Genomic DNA, 14,841 nt, shown 5'->3' with positions numbered 1-14,841 from the left:
TTAATCTTCTTCTAAGTCGTCATAACTTGCTGAACTGCCACCGCTAACCGTAACTAGATCGATTTGCTGACGATAATAGTCTACATCTTTTACCTCCACTTCTACCTCATCACCGAGACGATAGGCAACGCGATTTTTTCGTCCTACCAAACAGCTATGACGGGCGCGATATTCGTACCAATCATCCTTGAGAGAAGAAACATGGACCAACCCTTCCACTAATAAATCGGAAATTTCCACGAAGAAACCATAGGATTGTACACCGGTAATTAAGCCGCGAAAAACTTGACCCATTTTTTCTTTCATTTTCTCGGCTTTTTTCAATCCTTCTAGGTCTTTTTCGGCATCTTCAGCAATTTTTGAGCGATCATTGAGATGGGAAACAATTAGATGGCTTTCTTCTTCTAACTCCTCCTGAATTTGACTTGGGAGAATATTCCAATGAATCTGTCCATGACAGCTATTACTGCCCAAATTAACCCCGACTTTGACGATTTTGCTGCGGCGATCTTTCCCCTCAGTTAATAGAAGTTTTAACACCCGTTGTACCCAAAGATCGGCATATCTTTGTAGGGGGGAGAGACAGTGGGTATAATTGCTAGGATAGGCCAAACCAAAATGGGGCAGAGGATGGCTGCTATATCTAACTAATTTGAGAGTTTCTTGCAGGAGATAATTGAGGACTTTCACCGATGAAGAAGCGGAAAAAGTGCGGGTGAGATTTTGATAGTCATTGGGTTTAATCTCCTCCTCGGCAGTTAAATTTAATTCTGCCCCTAAATTATTGGCTAATTTGAGTAAATCCTCCAATTCATCCCAATCCGGTTCCGATTGTCCACAGTAGATACAGGGCAATTTTAAGGCCTGTAAATGTTCAGCGACAACTTTGCCGGCTAAAATCGCCACTTCTGTCAGTAAAGAACGGGCTGGTAAATTATTAGAAGCGAGAACAGTCCCCCCCCGTCCTTCATCTTTGTAGGGAGAGATTTTGTCTAATTGAATATCAAAACTACCCCGCTGCAGACGTTGGGATTTTAGGGTGGGGCAAACGCTGAAAAATAAATCTTTCAGGGTTTCAACGGTATCGGTGGGGGCAGCTTCGCTATCTTCTTCACTGAGCAGATCGCGCACCTGTTGATAGGTAAAATGTTGATCCACTTGGATGAGGCTGCGGGTGATTTCGTACTCCACTAGCTCCCCCTTATCATCGAGGGTGACGAGGATAGAAATAGCGGGGCGCTGTTCTTGGGGTGACAGGGAACAACGACTGGCAAGGGCAGCCGGGACTAATGGCAGCACTTTTTCGCCTAAATAGACGGCTGTTCCCCGTTTTTTGGCAACTTTATCCAATAATCCGCCCCGTTCGATGTAACGGGTGACATCGCTGATATGAATGGCGACTTGCCAGCGATTTTGGTTGATTTTCTCTAAAGAAAAGGCATTTTCAATGATTGGGGGATAATCCAGGGGGGTGTCATCTTCGATGGTAAAGGTGAAGAGTGGAGTTAAATCTCGCAGTTGTTCTTTTTCGCCACTATCGAAGAAATCTGCTAAATTATCGGCAATTTCAAGGGCTTCTGGCGGAAAATTATGGGGTAGATCGTGTTTACAGGAGACGATATCTGTGTCGGCAGCGGCCTCGGCCGTGGAACCGAGAATGCGAGTAACTTTACCGATGGGAGGCATTTCCCCTAGGGGATAACGGAGGACGGAAACATGAACGAGGTGATCGATATTTTCTTGGAGATTTTGACCATTTTCGAGGAGATTAAGCGTAAATTTCAGGCGATCATCGAGGGGAACCGCCACAAACTGCTCATTTTCCTGTTTTACTTGCGCTAGAAGCGAAGGATTAGCTCGTTCGAGAATTAATCTCACCTCTCCTTCTGGGGAACGACGACGGGTTCCCTCGCGGATGATTTTGACTAAAACTCGATCGCCATTCCAAGCGTTACTGAGATGATTTTTCGAGACGTAGATGTCATCAGCATCTTCGATATCTTGGATAGCAAAGCAAAATTCTTTACTGGAACAGCGCAGCTTTGCTTCTACGATATTTTCCTCGATCACACGACGATAGCGCCCCCGTTCTTTGACAACCATTCCCAGACGTTCCAAAGCATCGAGAATCACTTGCAATTTTTCGCAGCTTTCGGGATCGTCTTCGCAGCCTAATTTTTTTTCGAGAAGTTTACCCGTAGCTAATTTATCATCACTAAGATGAGAGAGGAGTGTGGCGATCGAGAAGTCCATCTAACAATAATCCTTACTTACAAGACACTGACGGAATGGTGGACAATTAAGTTTAAATACTTATATAATGAGAGGATTGATTTAAACCATTGACTCGAGAGATTATCTCTATCGGGCTAATTGCGATCGCTGTAGGTGACAGTGAAGGTAAACTAAGCAAGCATCGAACACCCGAACCTACCTTGAGAATTATCGAATCCTTCCTTAGGATAAGCCAATAGCGAACACTGGCAAACTTTTTGGCGATCGCTCTTCTTGCTGGCAGAAGCTTCAGCCTAGTAGAATCTTGTTACCATGGGCAAGGCTAATCCTAGAACTGAAAATTTTATCTAATCTTTGATCCTAGCAAGAACTTGCTACATTTTTCCATAATTACGATAGAGTATTTTATTATAAGTACAAAAGAACTCGAAAAAGTCACCATGTTGCAAAAGTTACGCCAACGTTACCCCCAAGTTGCCCTGATTAGCGAGTTAGTTCAAATCGATCACGGCAAGTATATTGTGAGAGCGATCATCGAAATTGAGGGAAAAACGGTCGTTACAGGTTTAGCTGCGGCAGATACGGTGGAAATCGCCGAAGATAGAGCCAGAGAACGAGCTTTACTGCTTTTAGAGGCTGAAAACACCCCCGATCTCCAGCTTGTGGAAAAAATCAGCCCCAATAATATTTCTCTACCGTCCGATTTACCTAAAACCGTCCCTAGTGCCAAAAAATCGACTAAAACGGCTAAAGTCACCGAAATACCTCGTCCTGAAGCTAAAATTGAACCGGAATTACCCCAAGTTAAGGATATTCCCCCGGCTAAAATTGAACCGGAATTACCTCAAGTTAAGGATATTCCCCCGGCTAAAATTGAACCGGAATTACCCCAAGTTAAGGATATTCCCCCGGCTAAAATTGAACCGGAATTACCCCAAGTTAAGGATATTCCTTTACCGGAACCAGAGCCTTTATTATTAGAAATGGAACCCGATAATTACTCCTTATTATCAGAATTGCCAGAAGAAGCGAGTTTAACTGAAGAAGAACCCCCGGCACCGGAACCAGTTGTTGTTATTCCCGAAGAAATCGATTATTCAGTGCTTAAAACTAAAATTGATGTGGAGATGAAACGATTAGCTTGGACCACAGAAAAAGGTCGGGAATACCTGATTTCTACCTATGGCAAAAAGTCCCGTTTACTGCTAACTAATGAGGAGTTATTAGAATTCTATAACTACTTATCTAGTATCAGTGCCTAATCACTAAACCTGCTGCATAAATTAAAAATCTTCCGTTAAGTGAGAAGTCTCCGAGCCAGTATTCTCCGAGTCAGGAGAAGCAGAAAGAAATAGATTATTTTCTACTGCTAGAAAAGCGATCTTTTTCTGGAAAATGCGATTAAAAACTCACTTTTGCGGGAGATATAATAAAGAAGCTATTAGCTGCCAGTCTTTTTTTCCCTATCTCACTGATAACTGATAACTGATAGCTGATAACTGATAACTGAATTAGTTTCTCACTGCTTCTGTTTCTGCTTCTTTGGGAACAACAACTGGCACTCCGCTGACTGTTTCAATTTGATAAACAACGCGACTTAATTGGGAAGGACAACAGAGAGGATCCGTATCTTTATAGCGATTAAAAACCACAATAATTCGATCGCTATTTTGTAAAACAATTCTCTGAGATGCACCATCAGTGCGGGAATCCATCGGTCGCGGGGAAAGAGTGCCAGCGAATTTACCATCGACAAAAACAAAGTCTTGATAACCCATTGGTCGGCACATTCCATCCACTCCACTCATGGCCGAAATAACGCTAGTTTTCCCATAGGTTTGCACGGATCCGTACAGTAACCATCCTGCTTTATTAAGCGCTTGATCATTGGCAGTAATTGCCGGACGAACCTGTTCACGACACTGGTTATCGATCACGGTTTTAACGGGAGATTTGGGTATAGGTGCCTTGGCTTTATTCCAATTAGTTAACTGTCGATCAAACCAAGCTCGCGGAGTCTCTTTTTCTGGGGTTTGGCTAATAACTTCTAATAGCTTCCATGTTTCCGAACTTTGATTATTAGCTGGATTGGAGACGGTTTCAATGCTAACTTTAATTTGATAGAAAAATCCTGGTTTATAATCAAATCCCTCGATACTATTGGCGAACAATCTCCAGTTTTCCTCTGGTTTTTCTCGTATCTGTAAACAGTCTTTGGTTGGGCCTTGGCTACAGGGTTGTTTCCTAGAATTGATATAAATTGTCTTTTCCGTGCGCGTGGTGGTCGGTGCGGGGGTAAAAGTGAGTATTCCTAAACCTTCGGGAGTACGATAAAATAACTGTAAATCGCCTTTAGCCGTCACTTGGAATTGTTCCACTCCTTGCAAGGCGGTCAGATATTGATTTTCTTGTTTCATCTGCGGTTCCGGACAAGCTTTTTTCGTAGTAGCGATCGCTTGATTGATCTGAAGCGTGTCATTATTGACTTGATAGCCAGTATTATACTGGTTGCATCCGGCCGAACCACTGAGGATATTTTTCTGGAAAGCGGCAGTAATTTCCGTTTCTTTCACCAAACTTCCGGCTGTCCACCCCCTTAGTTTCCATCGAGTCCCCTCCAAAGGGGAAGTATTAGCGATCGCCGCTTTCGCTGCTAAAGCACAACTTAGGGCAATTGTCAAGAAAATTCCCGTTTTTTTGGCGTTCAAAATTGCTATTCTCCTCGTCAAAGCAACAATTGTATTATGGCGTGAGGTAATCGACTCAGTGGTTGGGATAATTTTGCGGATTTCTCTTTCTGACCATCCCGTGACGGATTAAGAGAGAACAAGTTCCCGCAAACCTTAACTTAGTCAGAAAGTCATCGTTGTCATTAGCTCTCCTGCAAAAATCAAAAATCTGACCTTAGGTAAGGAGACAGGAGACTCCGAGACAGGAGGAGAAAAAAGACAATAGACAACTATCCTATCCATAAAACCTGAGATTATGTCCAACTTATCGGAGCTTTTAGATATTTTGACCCGATAGCTCCTCGATAACTTACTTTTGCAGGAGGTCTATTAATCACTTTTTGCCCTGTGAGGGCAAAAAGTTGACCCGGTTCACCTTAAGCAGTACAATAAAAACCTTGAATGACCCCTTAAACAAAAAAAACACCATGGCACAAGGACAAGGATTCGGATTCGGTCTCGGTAAGATTAAAGAATTACAAGACGCTTTCCAAAAAGCGCAACAGGTGCAACAAGGGGCCAAAGTTCTGCAAGAAGAACTGGAAAATATGGAAATTTCCGGCCAGAGTGAAAATGGCTTCGTGACAGTCTATCTCAGTGGCAACCAAGAACCCCGGGGTATTGAAATCGACCCTTCTCTCCTCTCCCAAGATCTGGAGATTGTGGCCGAGTCTATTCTAGAAGCCATGAAAGTCGCCTATAGTGCCTCCACGGAAACCATGCGCGCCAAAATGGAAGAACTGACCAGTGGTTTAAATATCCCCAGTATGTAATCGCTTTTGACCGCAATGGTAAGATGGAAAGTTGGACTAACAAACAAGGAGGTTCAACTTTGCTGACTTTGGGTGTCAATATCGACCATGTGGCCACAATTCGCCAAGCTCGCCGTACCGTGGAACCAGATCCCGTGGCGGCGGCGGTTTTGGCTGAAATCGGCGGTGCTGATGGCATTACCGTTCACTTACGCGAGGATCGTCGTCATATCCAGGATCGCGATGTGCGGATTCTCCGGCAAACGGTGCGGACTCATCTAAATCTGGAAATGGCCCCGACGGAGGAAATGATCGCCATTGCTCTCGATATTAAACCCGATTATGTCACCCTTGTCCCCGAAAAGCGCGAGGAAGTGACCACGGAAGGGGGGATCGATATACTGGGCAATTTTGACCGTTTTTGTCAGGTTGTCGAGCGCCTGCAATCGGCTAATATTCCCGTTAGTTGGTTTATTGATGCCGATTTTGCCCAAATTCAAGCGGCCGCTAATACGGGGGCGAAATTTATTGAACTCCACACCGGTCAATACGCCGAAGCACAACAGGAGAGCGATCGTCAAGCACAATTAACAATTCTTAAAGAAGGTTGTGAATACGCTTCCTCTCTCGGTTTGCGGGTGAATGCCGGTCACGGTTTGACCTATTGGAATGTTTATGCCGTCGCCTGTTTGCCCAATATGGAAGAATTGAACATTGGTCACACAATTATCAGTCGTGCGGTTTTAGTCGGGTTGGAACGGGCTGTTAGGGAAATGAAATTGGCTATGCGTGGGCAATTGTAAAGGCTATCAGCTATCAGCTAATCTCCCGACTAGGGAACAATTACAGTGAAAAATTAAAGGAAAGATGATGACAACTTATTATTATTTGGTAGCCAGTCAAAAGTTTTTAGAAGAAGAAGCGATCGAAAAGGAAGTTTTGAAGGAAAGAATCAGGAATTATCAAGAAAAAGGTCAAGAAATTGATTTTTGGTTAATTGCCAATCCAGCTTTTTTAGATACTCCCGCTTTTGCCGATATCAAAAAGAAAACTCCCCAACCAGCAGCGGCAATTGTTTCTCTCAACCAACAGTTTATTACTTGGCTGAAATTGCGTCTAGAATACGTTATTACTGGACAGTTTGAGGCTCCTTCCGATACTATTTCCGATCCGTTAAAATAACCCTTTTTTGTCTGTGGTAAATAAGTGGTTATAATTAAATAGAAGATACATTTTGGGTTCGATCCCCCCTGCCCCCCTTGATAAGGGGGGTGCCGATAGGCGGGGGGAACCCCCTTAATAAGGGGGGCTGACGATTTTAACACCTACCTACTTAGCTTGCCGTAATATTAAATCCGTTGAGTAACGCACAGAAAACGGGTTTCTCGGAGAAACCCGTTTTCTGCTCATGCAAGAGGCAAAAGGGGTCATAAATAATCAGTTTTTAATAACCGGATTTAGTATAACAAGGGAAAATTGCTAGTTTTTGTCTGTGGCTAAAAATACAGACGAAGCAATCATCACCAGCTAACTTTGCCTTTGAGCTTGTTAATTTTTCCCTTACCGATTCCCGATACTCGATCCAAATCTTCTAGGGAAGTAAAGGGTTTTTCTTGCCGGGCTGCGATAATTTTTTCGGCTAATTTGCCACTGATACCGGGTAAAGTATCTAGTTCCTCTTTTGTGGCAGTGTTTAAATTAATTAAGCGATCGCTTTTAATTGTTACAGATTGGGGGCAGTTTTTTCTATCCCGTTCGATCCGATTTTTAAGAGTTTCCGGCAGTCCTAATTTAGCGGTACGGTAAAGATATTGAAATTCTCGATCGAAATGAGCGGCAACGGTGGGATTATCGATAATAACTAAAGCTTCATCGTTTTGGTGGTTAGCAGCTGCTGACCAATTATGAGAACCAGTAATCACAATTTTATCATCGATTAAACCGAATTTATGGTGTAATTTATCTCCCCGGGCTAGATCGGGAACTCCTAGGGTATTAATTGGGTTTTGCCAAGGCTGATTATCTGGTTCATAACGACATTTATTACTGAGAGCAACTCCTAATAAATCTAATCCTTCGCTATAGTATCGGAAGGCAAAACTAGGATCAATTAAAGCTTTAATTTCTATCCCTTTTTGATGTCGTTGGGCGAGAATATTAGCTAAAGGCTGTTCCGTCAGGACAAACAGGGCTAAATTCACGGATTTTTTAGCTTGATTTAAAGTTTCACCGATCAGACCATTGCTAGTAATTGCCCAGGGATAAGCGGTAGAATCGGGGGAAAATTTGACCGTCAGACTACTATTACCGATAGTAATTGTTTGTGGTTTTCTCTGGGGTTTATCTAAGCCAAATTTAGGACTATCTTCCCTTCCCCACATCAGATTAAATTCTCTTTGAAAAACTCTAGCTAGTGGGGGATTAGTAATTACTAATAAGTGATTGGCATTCCCGACAGTTTTGGGATTAGAAAAGTCTCCATGAATATCACTTAAGGTATAGTTAGCTGAACTGATTAAAGTAGTGTGATTGTCAAGAACCATGAATTTATGGTGCATTAAACCGCTACCTTTTGAGCGATCTGCACTATCATCAATTAGGGGAATACCCGCTTTTTTGAGGATAGTAATTGCATCTCTTTGGGCGATTTCCTCTGGACTTAATTTACCATCTCGATTTATGTCAACTAAATCAAAAAGGTTTTGATAACGTTCCTGTTCTCGATCGCTTGATTGTTCTTGGTTTTTGGCTAAAGTATGAATAGGTTTATTGTAAATATTTTCGAGGATAACCCTAACTTTAATTCCCTGCTGCTGACGAGCAACTAAAGCTTGAGCGATGGCGGGTAAACGTAACTCTTGCACAGCTAGATCGATCGAACTTTTGGCCGAGTTGATATTATCAATAATAACCTGTTCTAAATTATCCCCCGGGCGATTAATTTGGCGATAGGGATCGGTATAATTTGAACCCTGGGCTTGATTATAATTAAAATAGACTTGAATATATTGATCTTGGGGCAAGGGTTGGGGACGATTTTGGATAACATTCAGAGAATGACAGCCACCCAAAAGAAAAACTGTTCCTAACAAAAATCCCAACTGTCCCATAGGCCGAATTTTTTTTAATCTCAATTTATCTATTGCCATTTTTGTCCACATAATTATCATTACCCTAGGATTCAGGAGGGAATTTTTACCTAAGGAGGTTCTCGGAAATCTGTATGTACTAAATTGATTATAATCAATCCTGATTCTAGATTGAAGACGATGGCTTTGTCTTTGATTGCTTAAATCGCTGACCAAAGATGTGACATCTAGTTAGGGAATTTTGTTATAATCTGGGGAACAATAGCACTGTTCTTCTAGATTTGGGTTTTACCATGACTGAACTTTTACCCCAATGCAGTAATCTGGCTGGTAATGTTAACAGTATAATTGAACTATTAAAAGGCGAATCCTCTCTCCGCAATCAACAGGATACCAGCAAGATAGAAATTGCCCTACAAAAAGCCATTTCTCCCAAATTTGAAATCGTTTTCGCCGGTGCTTTTAGTGCTGGGAAATCAATGTTAATCAATGCACTTTTAGAGCGAGAATTGCTGTATAGTGCCGAAGGACACGCAACGGGTACGGAATGTTATATTGAGTACGCAGAAGCTGATGAGGAAAGAGTGGTTTTAACCTTTCTCAGCGAAGTAGAAATTCGTACTTTAGTCGATACCGTCTGTCAAAATCTGCAATTAACCAATCCCAGTAACATTAATTCCCCCGAATACTGTAGTCAGTTAAACCAATACTGTCAAAAAATTATCGAACAGGAAGGGGGAGAAGGCAAATCCGAGCGAGCTAAACAAGCTCAGGGTTTAAAATTATTAATTGAAGGATTTACTCAAAATCGTGAGCGGATCCATACGCTGCATAATGCCACCTATTCCATGGAACAATTTCACTTTTCTAATTTAGCAGAAGCGGCAAGTTTTGCCCGTCGTGGTAGCAATAGCGCCGTCTTAAAACGTCTAGAATATTACTGTCATCATCCTCTCCTTAAAGATGGTAACGTTTTGGTAGATTTGCCCGGTATTGATGCCCCAGTCCAAAAAGATGCCGCCTTAGCCTATCGTAAAATAGAGCATCCTGATACTTCGGCAGTGGTTTGTGTTTTAAAGGCTGCTTCTGCGGGAGAATTAGCCACAGAAGAAACGGAATTACTCGAAAAAATTCGCTCTAATGCTGGTATTCGTGATCGAGTTTTTTATGTTTTTAACCGCATCGATGAAACCTGGTACTCAGCCCAACTAAAACAGCGTTTAGAAAACCTAATTCAAACGCAATTTCGTGATACTTCCCGCATTTACAAAACCAGCGGACTTTTAGGGTTTTATGGGTATCAGGTGAAAAATCAAACCAATATTAATCAGCGTTATGGTTTAGATTCTATCTTTACCGAAAGTGTTAAAAATTTAGGAGGAGAAGAAGAAACACCGCAATTTGTCAGCGAGTTTAATAACTATTGTGCCAACTCCGGTAAATTACTGGCAACTCCCTTTAAAGTTTCCATCCACGGTTATGAAACTCCTAATAAAAATTACTTCCGAGTTTTAAGCGAGTGGGGAACTCCTTTACTAGAGCAGTTAATTGCTGATAGCGGTATCGAAGAATTTCGCACGGCAATTACTCGTTATCTCACGGAGGAAAAGCGTCCGCAATTGTTTGCTAATTTAGCCGATGATTTACAATCTCTCTGCATTACTCTCAAAAATTATTATCAAGGGATTTATAGTGATTTAGAAAGTCAACCACGAGAAATTGAGGCGATGAAAGCTCTGGAGTTAAATCACCTCAATCAAGAGTTAAAGGAAGTGGGAGAGAAATTAACTAAACATATCGATGGTTATGTCAATGCTGTCGTGGTTAATAGCGATGAAAACTTTGAGGAAGACTTTAAGAAACTGAAAGCGAGAATGGTATCAAGATTGGATGAGTTATTAAATACTTTTTCTGTTAAAAATGCTTACTCGCAAGCGACTTTAACTCATCCTCGCAATGCTACAGCACCTTTATTAGCAGTATTAGTGGAAGCTTTTTATTATCTGTCTAACCAGCTAGAAGATGTGTTAATTGAGGAGTCAACCAGTTTAATTAGTCGCTTTTGTCAGCGTCTTTTAGATGCGGTAAGGCAAGGTGATTATTATCGGCAAGTATATCGTTTATTGGGTAACAATGGTGGCATAGAAAATCAGCTAAAACAGCTAGAATTGCAGTTAATTCATGCCTTGATTTCCGAAGCAAAAACTGAGTGCGATCGCTATGTACGAGAAAATCATAATTTTTACAACGAAGGCACTTTTTCGATCTTTCAATTTCGGCAAACTGTGCAACAAACTGCCCAAGGTTATGACTGTGAAAGTATTCTTGCTGCCGAACCTGCTATCCGTCAATTACTTAAGTTAGATTTTGAGCCAAAAGTATCAGCGACAATTCATAAAAATTTCCGCCAAACTGTTAATAATACTCTGAAAAATCAATTGATACCAATGGCAAAAAAACAAGCGGATACTATTCTACAACAGTTCAATCAAGCTCGTTCTTATCTAGAACAAACTTTAGAACAGGAAGCAGCGGAAAAAATTGCGAATAATGCCCGCAAACAGGAAGAAATTCACCAAAAAATTGAGGATTATAACCAAGCGATAAACTCTCTTAATACTTGTTTAACTGCTATGGGTTTACAGAAAAATCATTTACCTGTAATTGGTGAACAAGAATTAGAGATTGTCCCGGAAGCTGTTAATTACTCCAGCGATTAATATGGGGAGTGGGAAGGTGAGAAGTGAGGGGAAACAATCCATCTGTTAAAAACCGATTTGCTGTCAAAGCAAAAAATTAATTAAAATTAAAACTCATCGGGGGATAAGCGATCGAAGTCTTGTTATTCTTGTAACTGGTGGGTTGCGAGATTTTTCTAGACTCGCAGCTTAACCCGATCAACCGATAACCGATAGAGGGGTGCAGAATGGGAGAATGGTTAGATTTTACCGATGAGGTGGTCACTGTTAATGGCAAAGGTGAGGAAATTAAACGGGAAAAAGTCACTAATCGAGGTTATAAATATTTTTTAAGCAAAAAAACCTTTTTAGAAATGATTTCTATCCCTAGCGGTCAATACCTCATCGGTGCGCCCAAAAGTGAGTTAGGCTGGAAATTGAGTCAAAGTCCCCAATCTCTGGTTAATATTCAGGCTTTTTGTCTGAGTCGCTACCCAATTACCCAACGACAATGGCGCGAGGTGGCAAAATTAGAACCGGTAAATATTGAACTTAATCCCTATCCGGCCCATTTTGAAGGTTACGATCGCCCCGTAGAACAAATTAACTGGTGGGAAGCGGTGGAATTTTGCGATCGCCTATCCCGTCTCACAGGACTGAATTATCGTTTACCCGCAGAAAAAGAATGGGAATACGCTTGTCGGGGAGGTACATCAACCCCCTTCCACTTTGGCCCGACAATTTCCACGGATTTAGCCAACTATTCCGGGGTGGACTGGGATTATGGCGGGAAAGTGTGCAGTTCTGGTCGTTATGGGGAAGGTTCCCTAGGATGCGATCGCAGGGAAACCACACCGGTGGGAATGTTTGCCGTCGCTAACCCTTTCGGACTCTACGATTTGCACGGAAATGTCAGGGAATGGTGTGCAGATTACTGGCGCGATAACTACGAAGCAGCCACAATAGAAGATAGGGACAGACGAGTTTTACGCGGCGGTTCCTGGAATGATGGCCCGAACAAATGTCGCTCGGCCTACCGAGTCAAATTTATGGCTACTGCTGGACTCTATGATATTGGTTTTCGTGTCGTTAGCGATAATTCCCCTTAAATCTGAAAACCGATCGCTGATTACTGGTGACAGGGAGGTGAAAAAATTGAAAATAGAACTACCCCAGCAAATAATCAGCGAATTTTGTCAGAAATGGCAGATATCTGAAATGTGTTTATTCGGATCGGTTTTGCGGGAAGATTTTCGTCCAGACAGCGACATTGATATACTGGTCAGTTTCCAAGATAGTGTTTCTTGGGGACTTCTGGAGTTTTCGAGGATGAAACGGGAATTAGAGAATTTATTGGGACGGAAAGTTGATTTGCTAACGAAAAAATCGATCGAGCAGAGTCATAATTGGATTCGTCAACGAGAGATTTTAGAGACAGCGCAAGTGATTTATGTGGCGGGATAAGGCTTTTTTACTAGATATTGTCCGAGCCGGTCAATTAGCTCAACAATTTGCCAATCAACCAGCAAAATTTGCAGGTGTTTGTCAGACAATTTTTGAAAATGTACCGCTCCTCGATCGAGAGTTAGAATTGATTTTAGAGACAATAAAAGTGATTTAACCAAATGATTACTAACTTTGACTATAACTATCTTTCCCCGGAAGATTATTTAGCAACGGAGAGAATAGCCAAGGATAAACACGAATACATTCGCGGTCAAACCTACGCCATGGACGGTGCAAGTAAAGCCCACGGTATGATTATTATCAACTTAGCCACGCTTTTAAAAAACCGGCTGCGGGGTAGTGGTTGTCTTGTCTATGCCAGAGCTATGAAAGTTCGTCTAGAAATAGCTAATAGTTATTTTTATCCCGATCTTGTAGTTACTTGCGACTCGCGAGATAATCGGTCTTTCTCGGAAGATTTTATCCGTTATCCGCGCTTGGTTGTAGAAGTATTATCCCCCACTACTGCTGCCTTTGACTGGGGCGATAAATTTGCCGACTATCGTTCCCTTGAAACTTTAGAAGAATACGTTCTTATCAGTCAAGAACGCATCAGTGTAGATTGTTTTCGTCGCAATGATGAAGGATTTTGGGTTCTTTATCCCTACAGCAAAGGAGCAGATATTTATCTAGCTAGTATCGATTTTCACTGTGCGATCGAATCTTTATATGAAGACATAACAGAAATCCGTTAAAAAATCAGATCAGTTTTTTTCTATGTACTATTTACTTTTTACCTGATTAATGCTTGTCATCCTCTCCGCTATTATTCCAGTGGGTTTTATCATCCTCATCGGTGTGATAGCAGGAAAAATTCTCACTGTTGAAGTGCATTCCCTTTCCCAAATCACGGTGTATATTCTTGCTCCCGCTTTGGTGATTGATGGACTCTATCGCACCACTTTATCCGGCAGCAATATCGGTTTAATTCTCCTAGGCTTTGCTCTTATTTCACTGGTAATGGCGATTGTCGTCGAAATTATCGCCTCTTGTCTCAGTCTCGATGCTGATACCCGCAAAAGCCTCATGGCTGCCGCTGTGATGCCCAATAACGGTAATATGGGTTTACCTGTGGCTAGTTTTGCTCTGGGTGCGGCTGGACTGGAAAGAGCGATAATCTATATGATTGGTTCTAGCATTCTGTTATTTGGTATTAGTCCCGCTTATTTGCAAGGAAAAAGCTTTCTCTCAGGATTTCGCCTAGTTTTTCAATTGCCCTTAATCTGGTCAATTTTTATCGGCATTAGCTTTCAAACTTTCTCTTTTCATCTTCCCCTGCAATTAGATAAAAGTATTAGCTATCTAGGACAAGCGGCAATTCCTTTGGCTTTAATTATCCTAGGTATTCAATTATCTCAGCAAAAATTAGCGATCGGTAAATTAGAATTATTAGGGGCCTGTTTGCGTCTTTTAGTCGCTCCTCTTTTGGCATTTGCGATCGGCAATAGTTTAGGATTAACTGGTATGGATCTAAAAATTCTCATCCTACAGAGTGCCATGCCCACCGCCGTTAATACTGTCATTTTAGTCACAGAATTCGGTGGTTCGGCCACTTTAATGGCCCGCACAGTTGTGGTCACTACCCTTGCTAGTTTTCTGACTATTCCTTTCTTTCTTTGGTTATTAAAAGTCTATTTATAAGTAGGATTTGCAGCAAAAATTTTGTTGGTGGGGTTAGGAGTCAGTTATCAGTTATCAGTTATCAGTGAGCAGTTATCAGTTAGAAGAGGATAGGGAAATGGGGGAATAGGGTAATGGGGAGATAGAGTAATTTCCACTAAAACCCTAAAACCCTAAAACCCCACTCCCCCAACACCCCACTTCATAATTCATAATTCATAATTCATAATTC

At 41.7% G+C, this 14,841-nt stretch carries 13 protein-coding genes; 10 read left to right on the top strand and 3 right to left on the bottom strand.

Features of this window, described 5'->3' with window-relative positions; genetic code table 11:
- On the bottom strand, nucleotides 1–2,253 hold the full coding sequence (locus IM515_RS18800) for a ribonuclease R family protein (RefSeq protein ID WP_002771855.1): 2,253 nt from the start codon (nucleotides 2,251–2,253) through the stop codon (nucleotides 1–3).
- 422 nt (nucleotides 2,254–2,675) lie between these two features.
- Between IM515_RS18800 and IM515_RS18795 the strand changes: the two genes are divergently transcribed.
- Nucleotides 2,676–3,497, top strand: coding sequence for a slr1353 family protein (locus IM515_RS18795; protein WP_287630355.1), 822 nt, complete (start codon nucleotides 2,676–2,678; stop codon nucleotides 3,495–3,497).
- Between the two features lie 249 nt (nucleotides 3,498–3,746).
- On the opposite strand, the gene IM515_RS18790 is transcribed toward IM515_RS18795, so the two are convergent.
- The gene (locus tag IM515_RS18790; protein ID WP_287630356.1) at nucleotides 3,747–4,943 is read right to left on the bottom strand and encodes a DUF4377 domain-containing protein; all 1,197 of its coding nucleotides are present in this window, start codon (nucleotides 4,941–4,943) and stop codon (nucleotides 3,747–3,749) included.
- A 449-nt stretch (nucleotides 4,944–5,392) separates the two neighbouring features.
- Between IM515_RS18790 and IM515_RS18785 the strand changes: the two genes are divergently transcribed.
- The 3 genes from IM515_RS18785 to IM515_RS18775 all read left to right on the top strand — a co-directional run bounded on the left by IM515_RS18785 (nucleotide 5,393) and on the right by IM515_RS18775 (nucleotide 6,898).
- On the top strand, nucleotides 5,393–5,737 hold the full coding sequence (locus tag IM515_RS18785) for a YbaB/EbfC family nucleoid-associated protein (protein WP_287630358.1): 345 nt from the start codon (nucleotides 5,393–5,395) through the stop codon (nucleotides 5,735–5,737).
- 59 nt (nucleotides 5,738–5,796) lie between these two features.
- Entirely contained in the window at nucleotides 5,797–6,519 is a 723-nt protein-coding gene (locus tag IM515_RS18780) for a pyridoxine 5'-phosphate synthase (protein ID WP_216628782.1), read from the top strand.
- Between the two features lie 67 nt (nucleotides 6,520–6,586).
- A complete protein-coding gene (locus IM515_RS18775) occupies nucleotides 6,587–6,898 on the top strand; it encodes an MgPME-cyclase complex family protein (RefSeq protein WP_002789077.1) in 312 nt (103 codons plus the stop codon).
- 338 nt (nucleotides 6,899–7,236) lie between these two features.
- Here IM515_RS18775 and IM515_RS18770 read toward each other — a convergent pair whose 3' ends face one another.
- Nucleotides 7,237–8,877, bottom strand: coding sequence for a phospholipase D-like domain-containing protein (locus tag IM515_RS18770; protein WP_287630359.1), 1,641 nt, complete (start codon nucleotides 8,875–8,877; stop codon nucleotides 7,237–7,239).
- Between the two features lie 221 nt (nucleotides 8,878–9,098).
- Here IM515_RS18770 and IM515_RS18765 point away from each other — a divergent pair, with 221 nt between their 5' ends.
- The 6 genes from IM515_RS18765 (at nucleotide 9,099) to IM515_RS18740 (ending at nucleotide 14,630) form a co-directional block, all read left to right on the top strand.
- Nucleotides 9,099–11,525 (top strand): dynamin family protein, encoded by a 2,427-nt coding sequence (locus IM515_RS18765; protein WP_287630360.1) that lies wholly within the window; start codon nucleotides 9,099–9,101, stop codon nucleotides 11,523–11,525.
- A 206-nt stretch (nucleotides 11,526–11,731) separates the two neighbouring features.
- On the top strand, nucleotides 11,732–12,592 hold the full coding sequence (locus IM515_RS18760; RefSeq protein WP_287630361.1) for a formylglycine-generating enzyme family protein: 861 nt from the start codon (nucleotides 11,732–11,734) through the stop codon (nucleotides 12,590–12,592).
- Nucleotides 12,593–12,638: 46 nt separating this feature from the next.
- Complete coding sequence (locus tag IM515_RS18755; RefSeq protein ID WP_024970637.1) at nucleotides 12,639–12,947, top strand: nucleotidyltransferase family protein; 309 nt, start codon at nucleotides 12,639–12,641, stop codon at nucleotides 12,945–12,947.
- Nucleotides 12,934–13,104, top strand: a complete 171-nt coding sequence (locus tag IM515_RS18750) for a hypothetical protein (protein ID WP_287630362.1) — start codon at nucleotides 12,934–12,936, stop codon at nucleotides 13,102–13,104. The genes IM515_RS18755 and IM515_RS18750 overlap by 14 nt, the downstream gene beginning before the upstream one ends.
- A 4-nt stretch (nucleotides 13,105–13,108) precedes the next feature.
- Nucleotides 13,109–13,684, top strand: coding sequence for a Uma2 family endonuclease (locus tag IM515_RS18745; protein WP_287630363.1), 576 nt, complete (start codon nucleotides 13,109–13,111; stop codon nucleotides 13,682–13,684).
- 49 nt (nucleotides 13,685–13,733) lie between these two features.
- Nucleotides 13,734–14,630, top strand: coding sequence for an AEC family transporter (locus IM515_RS18740; RefSeq protein ID WP_287630365.1), 897 nt, complete (start codon nucleotides 13,734–13,736; stop codon nucleotides 14,628–14,630).
- Nucleotides 14,631–14,841: the final 211 nt, after the last annotated feature.

This window comes from Microcystis sp. M44BS1 (assembly GCF_020244875.1).
In the GTDB taxonomy this organism is placed as follows: Bacteria; Cyanobacteriota; Cyanobacteriia; order Cyanobacteriales; family Microcystaceae; genus Microcystis; species Microcystis panniformis.
The sequence above is the reverse complement of the archived record's forward strand: the minus strand, read 5'-3'. Positions and strand labels throughout refer to the sequence as shown.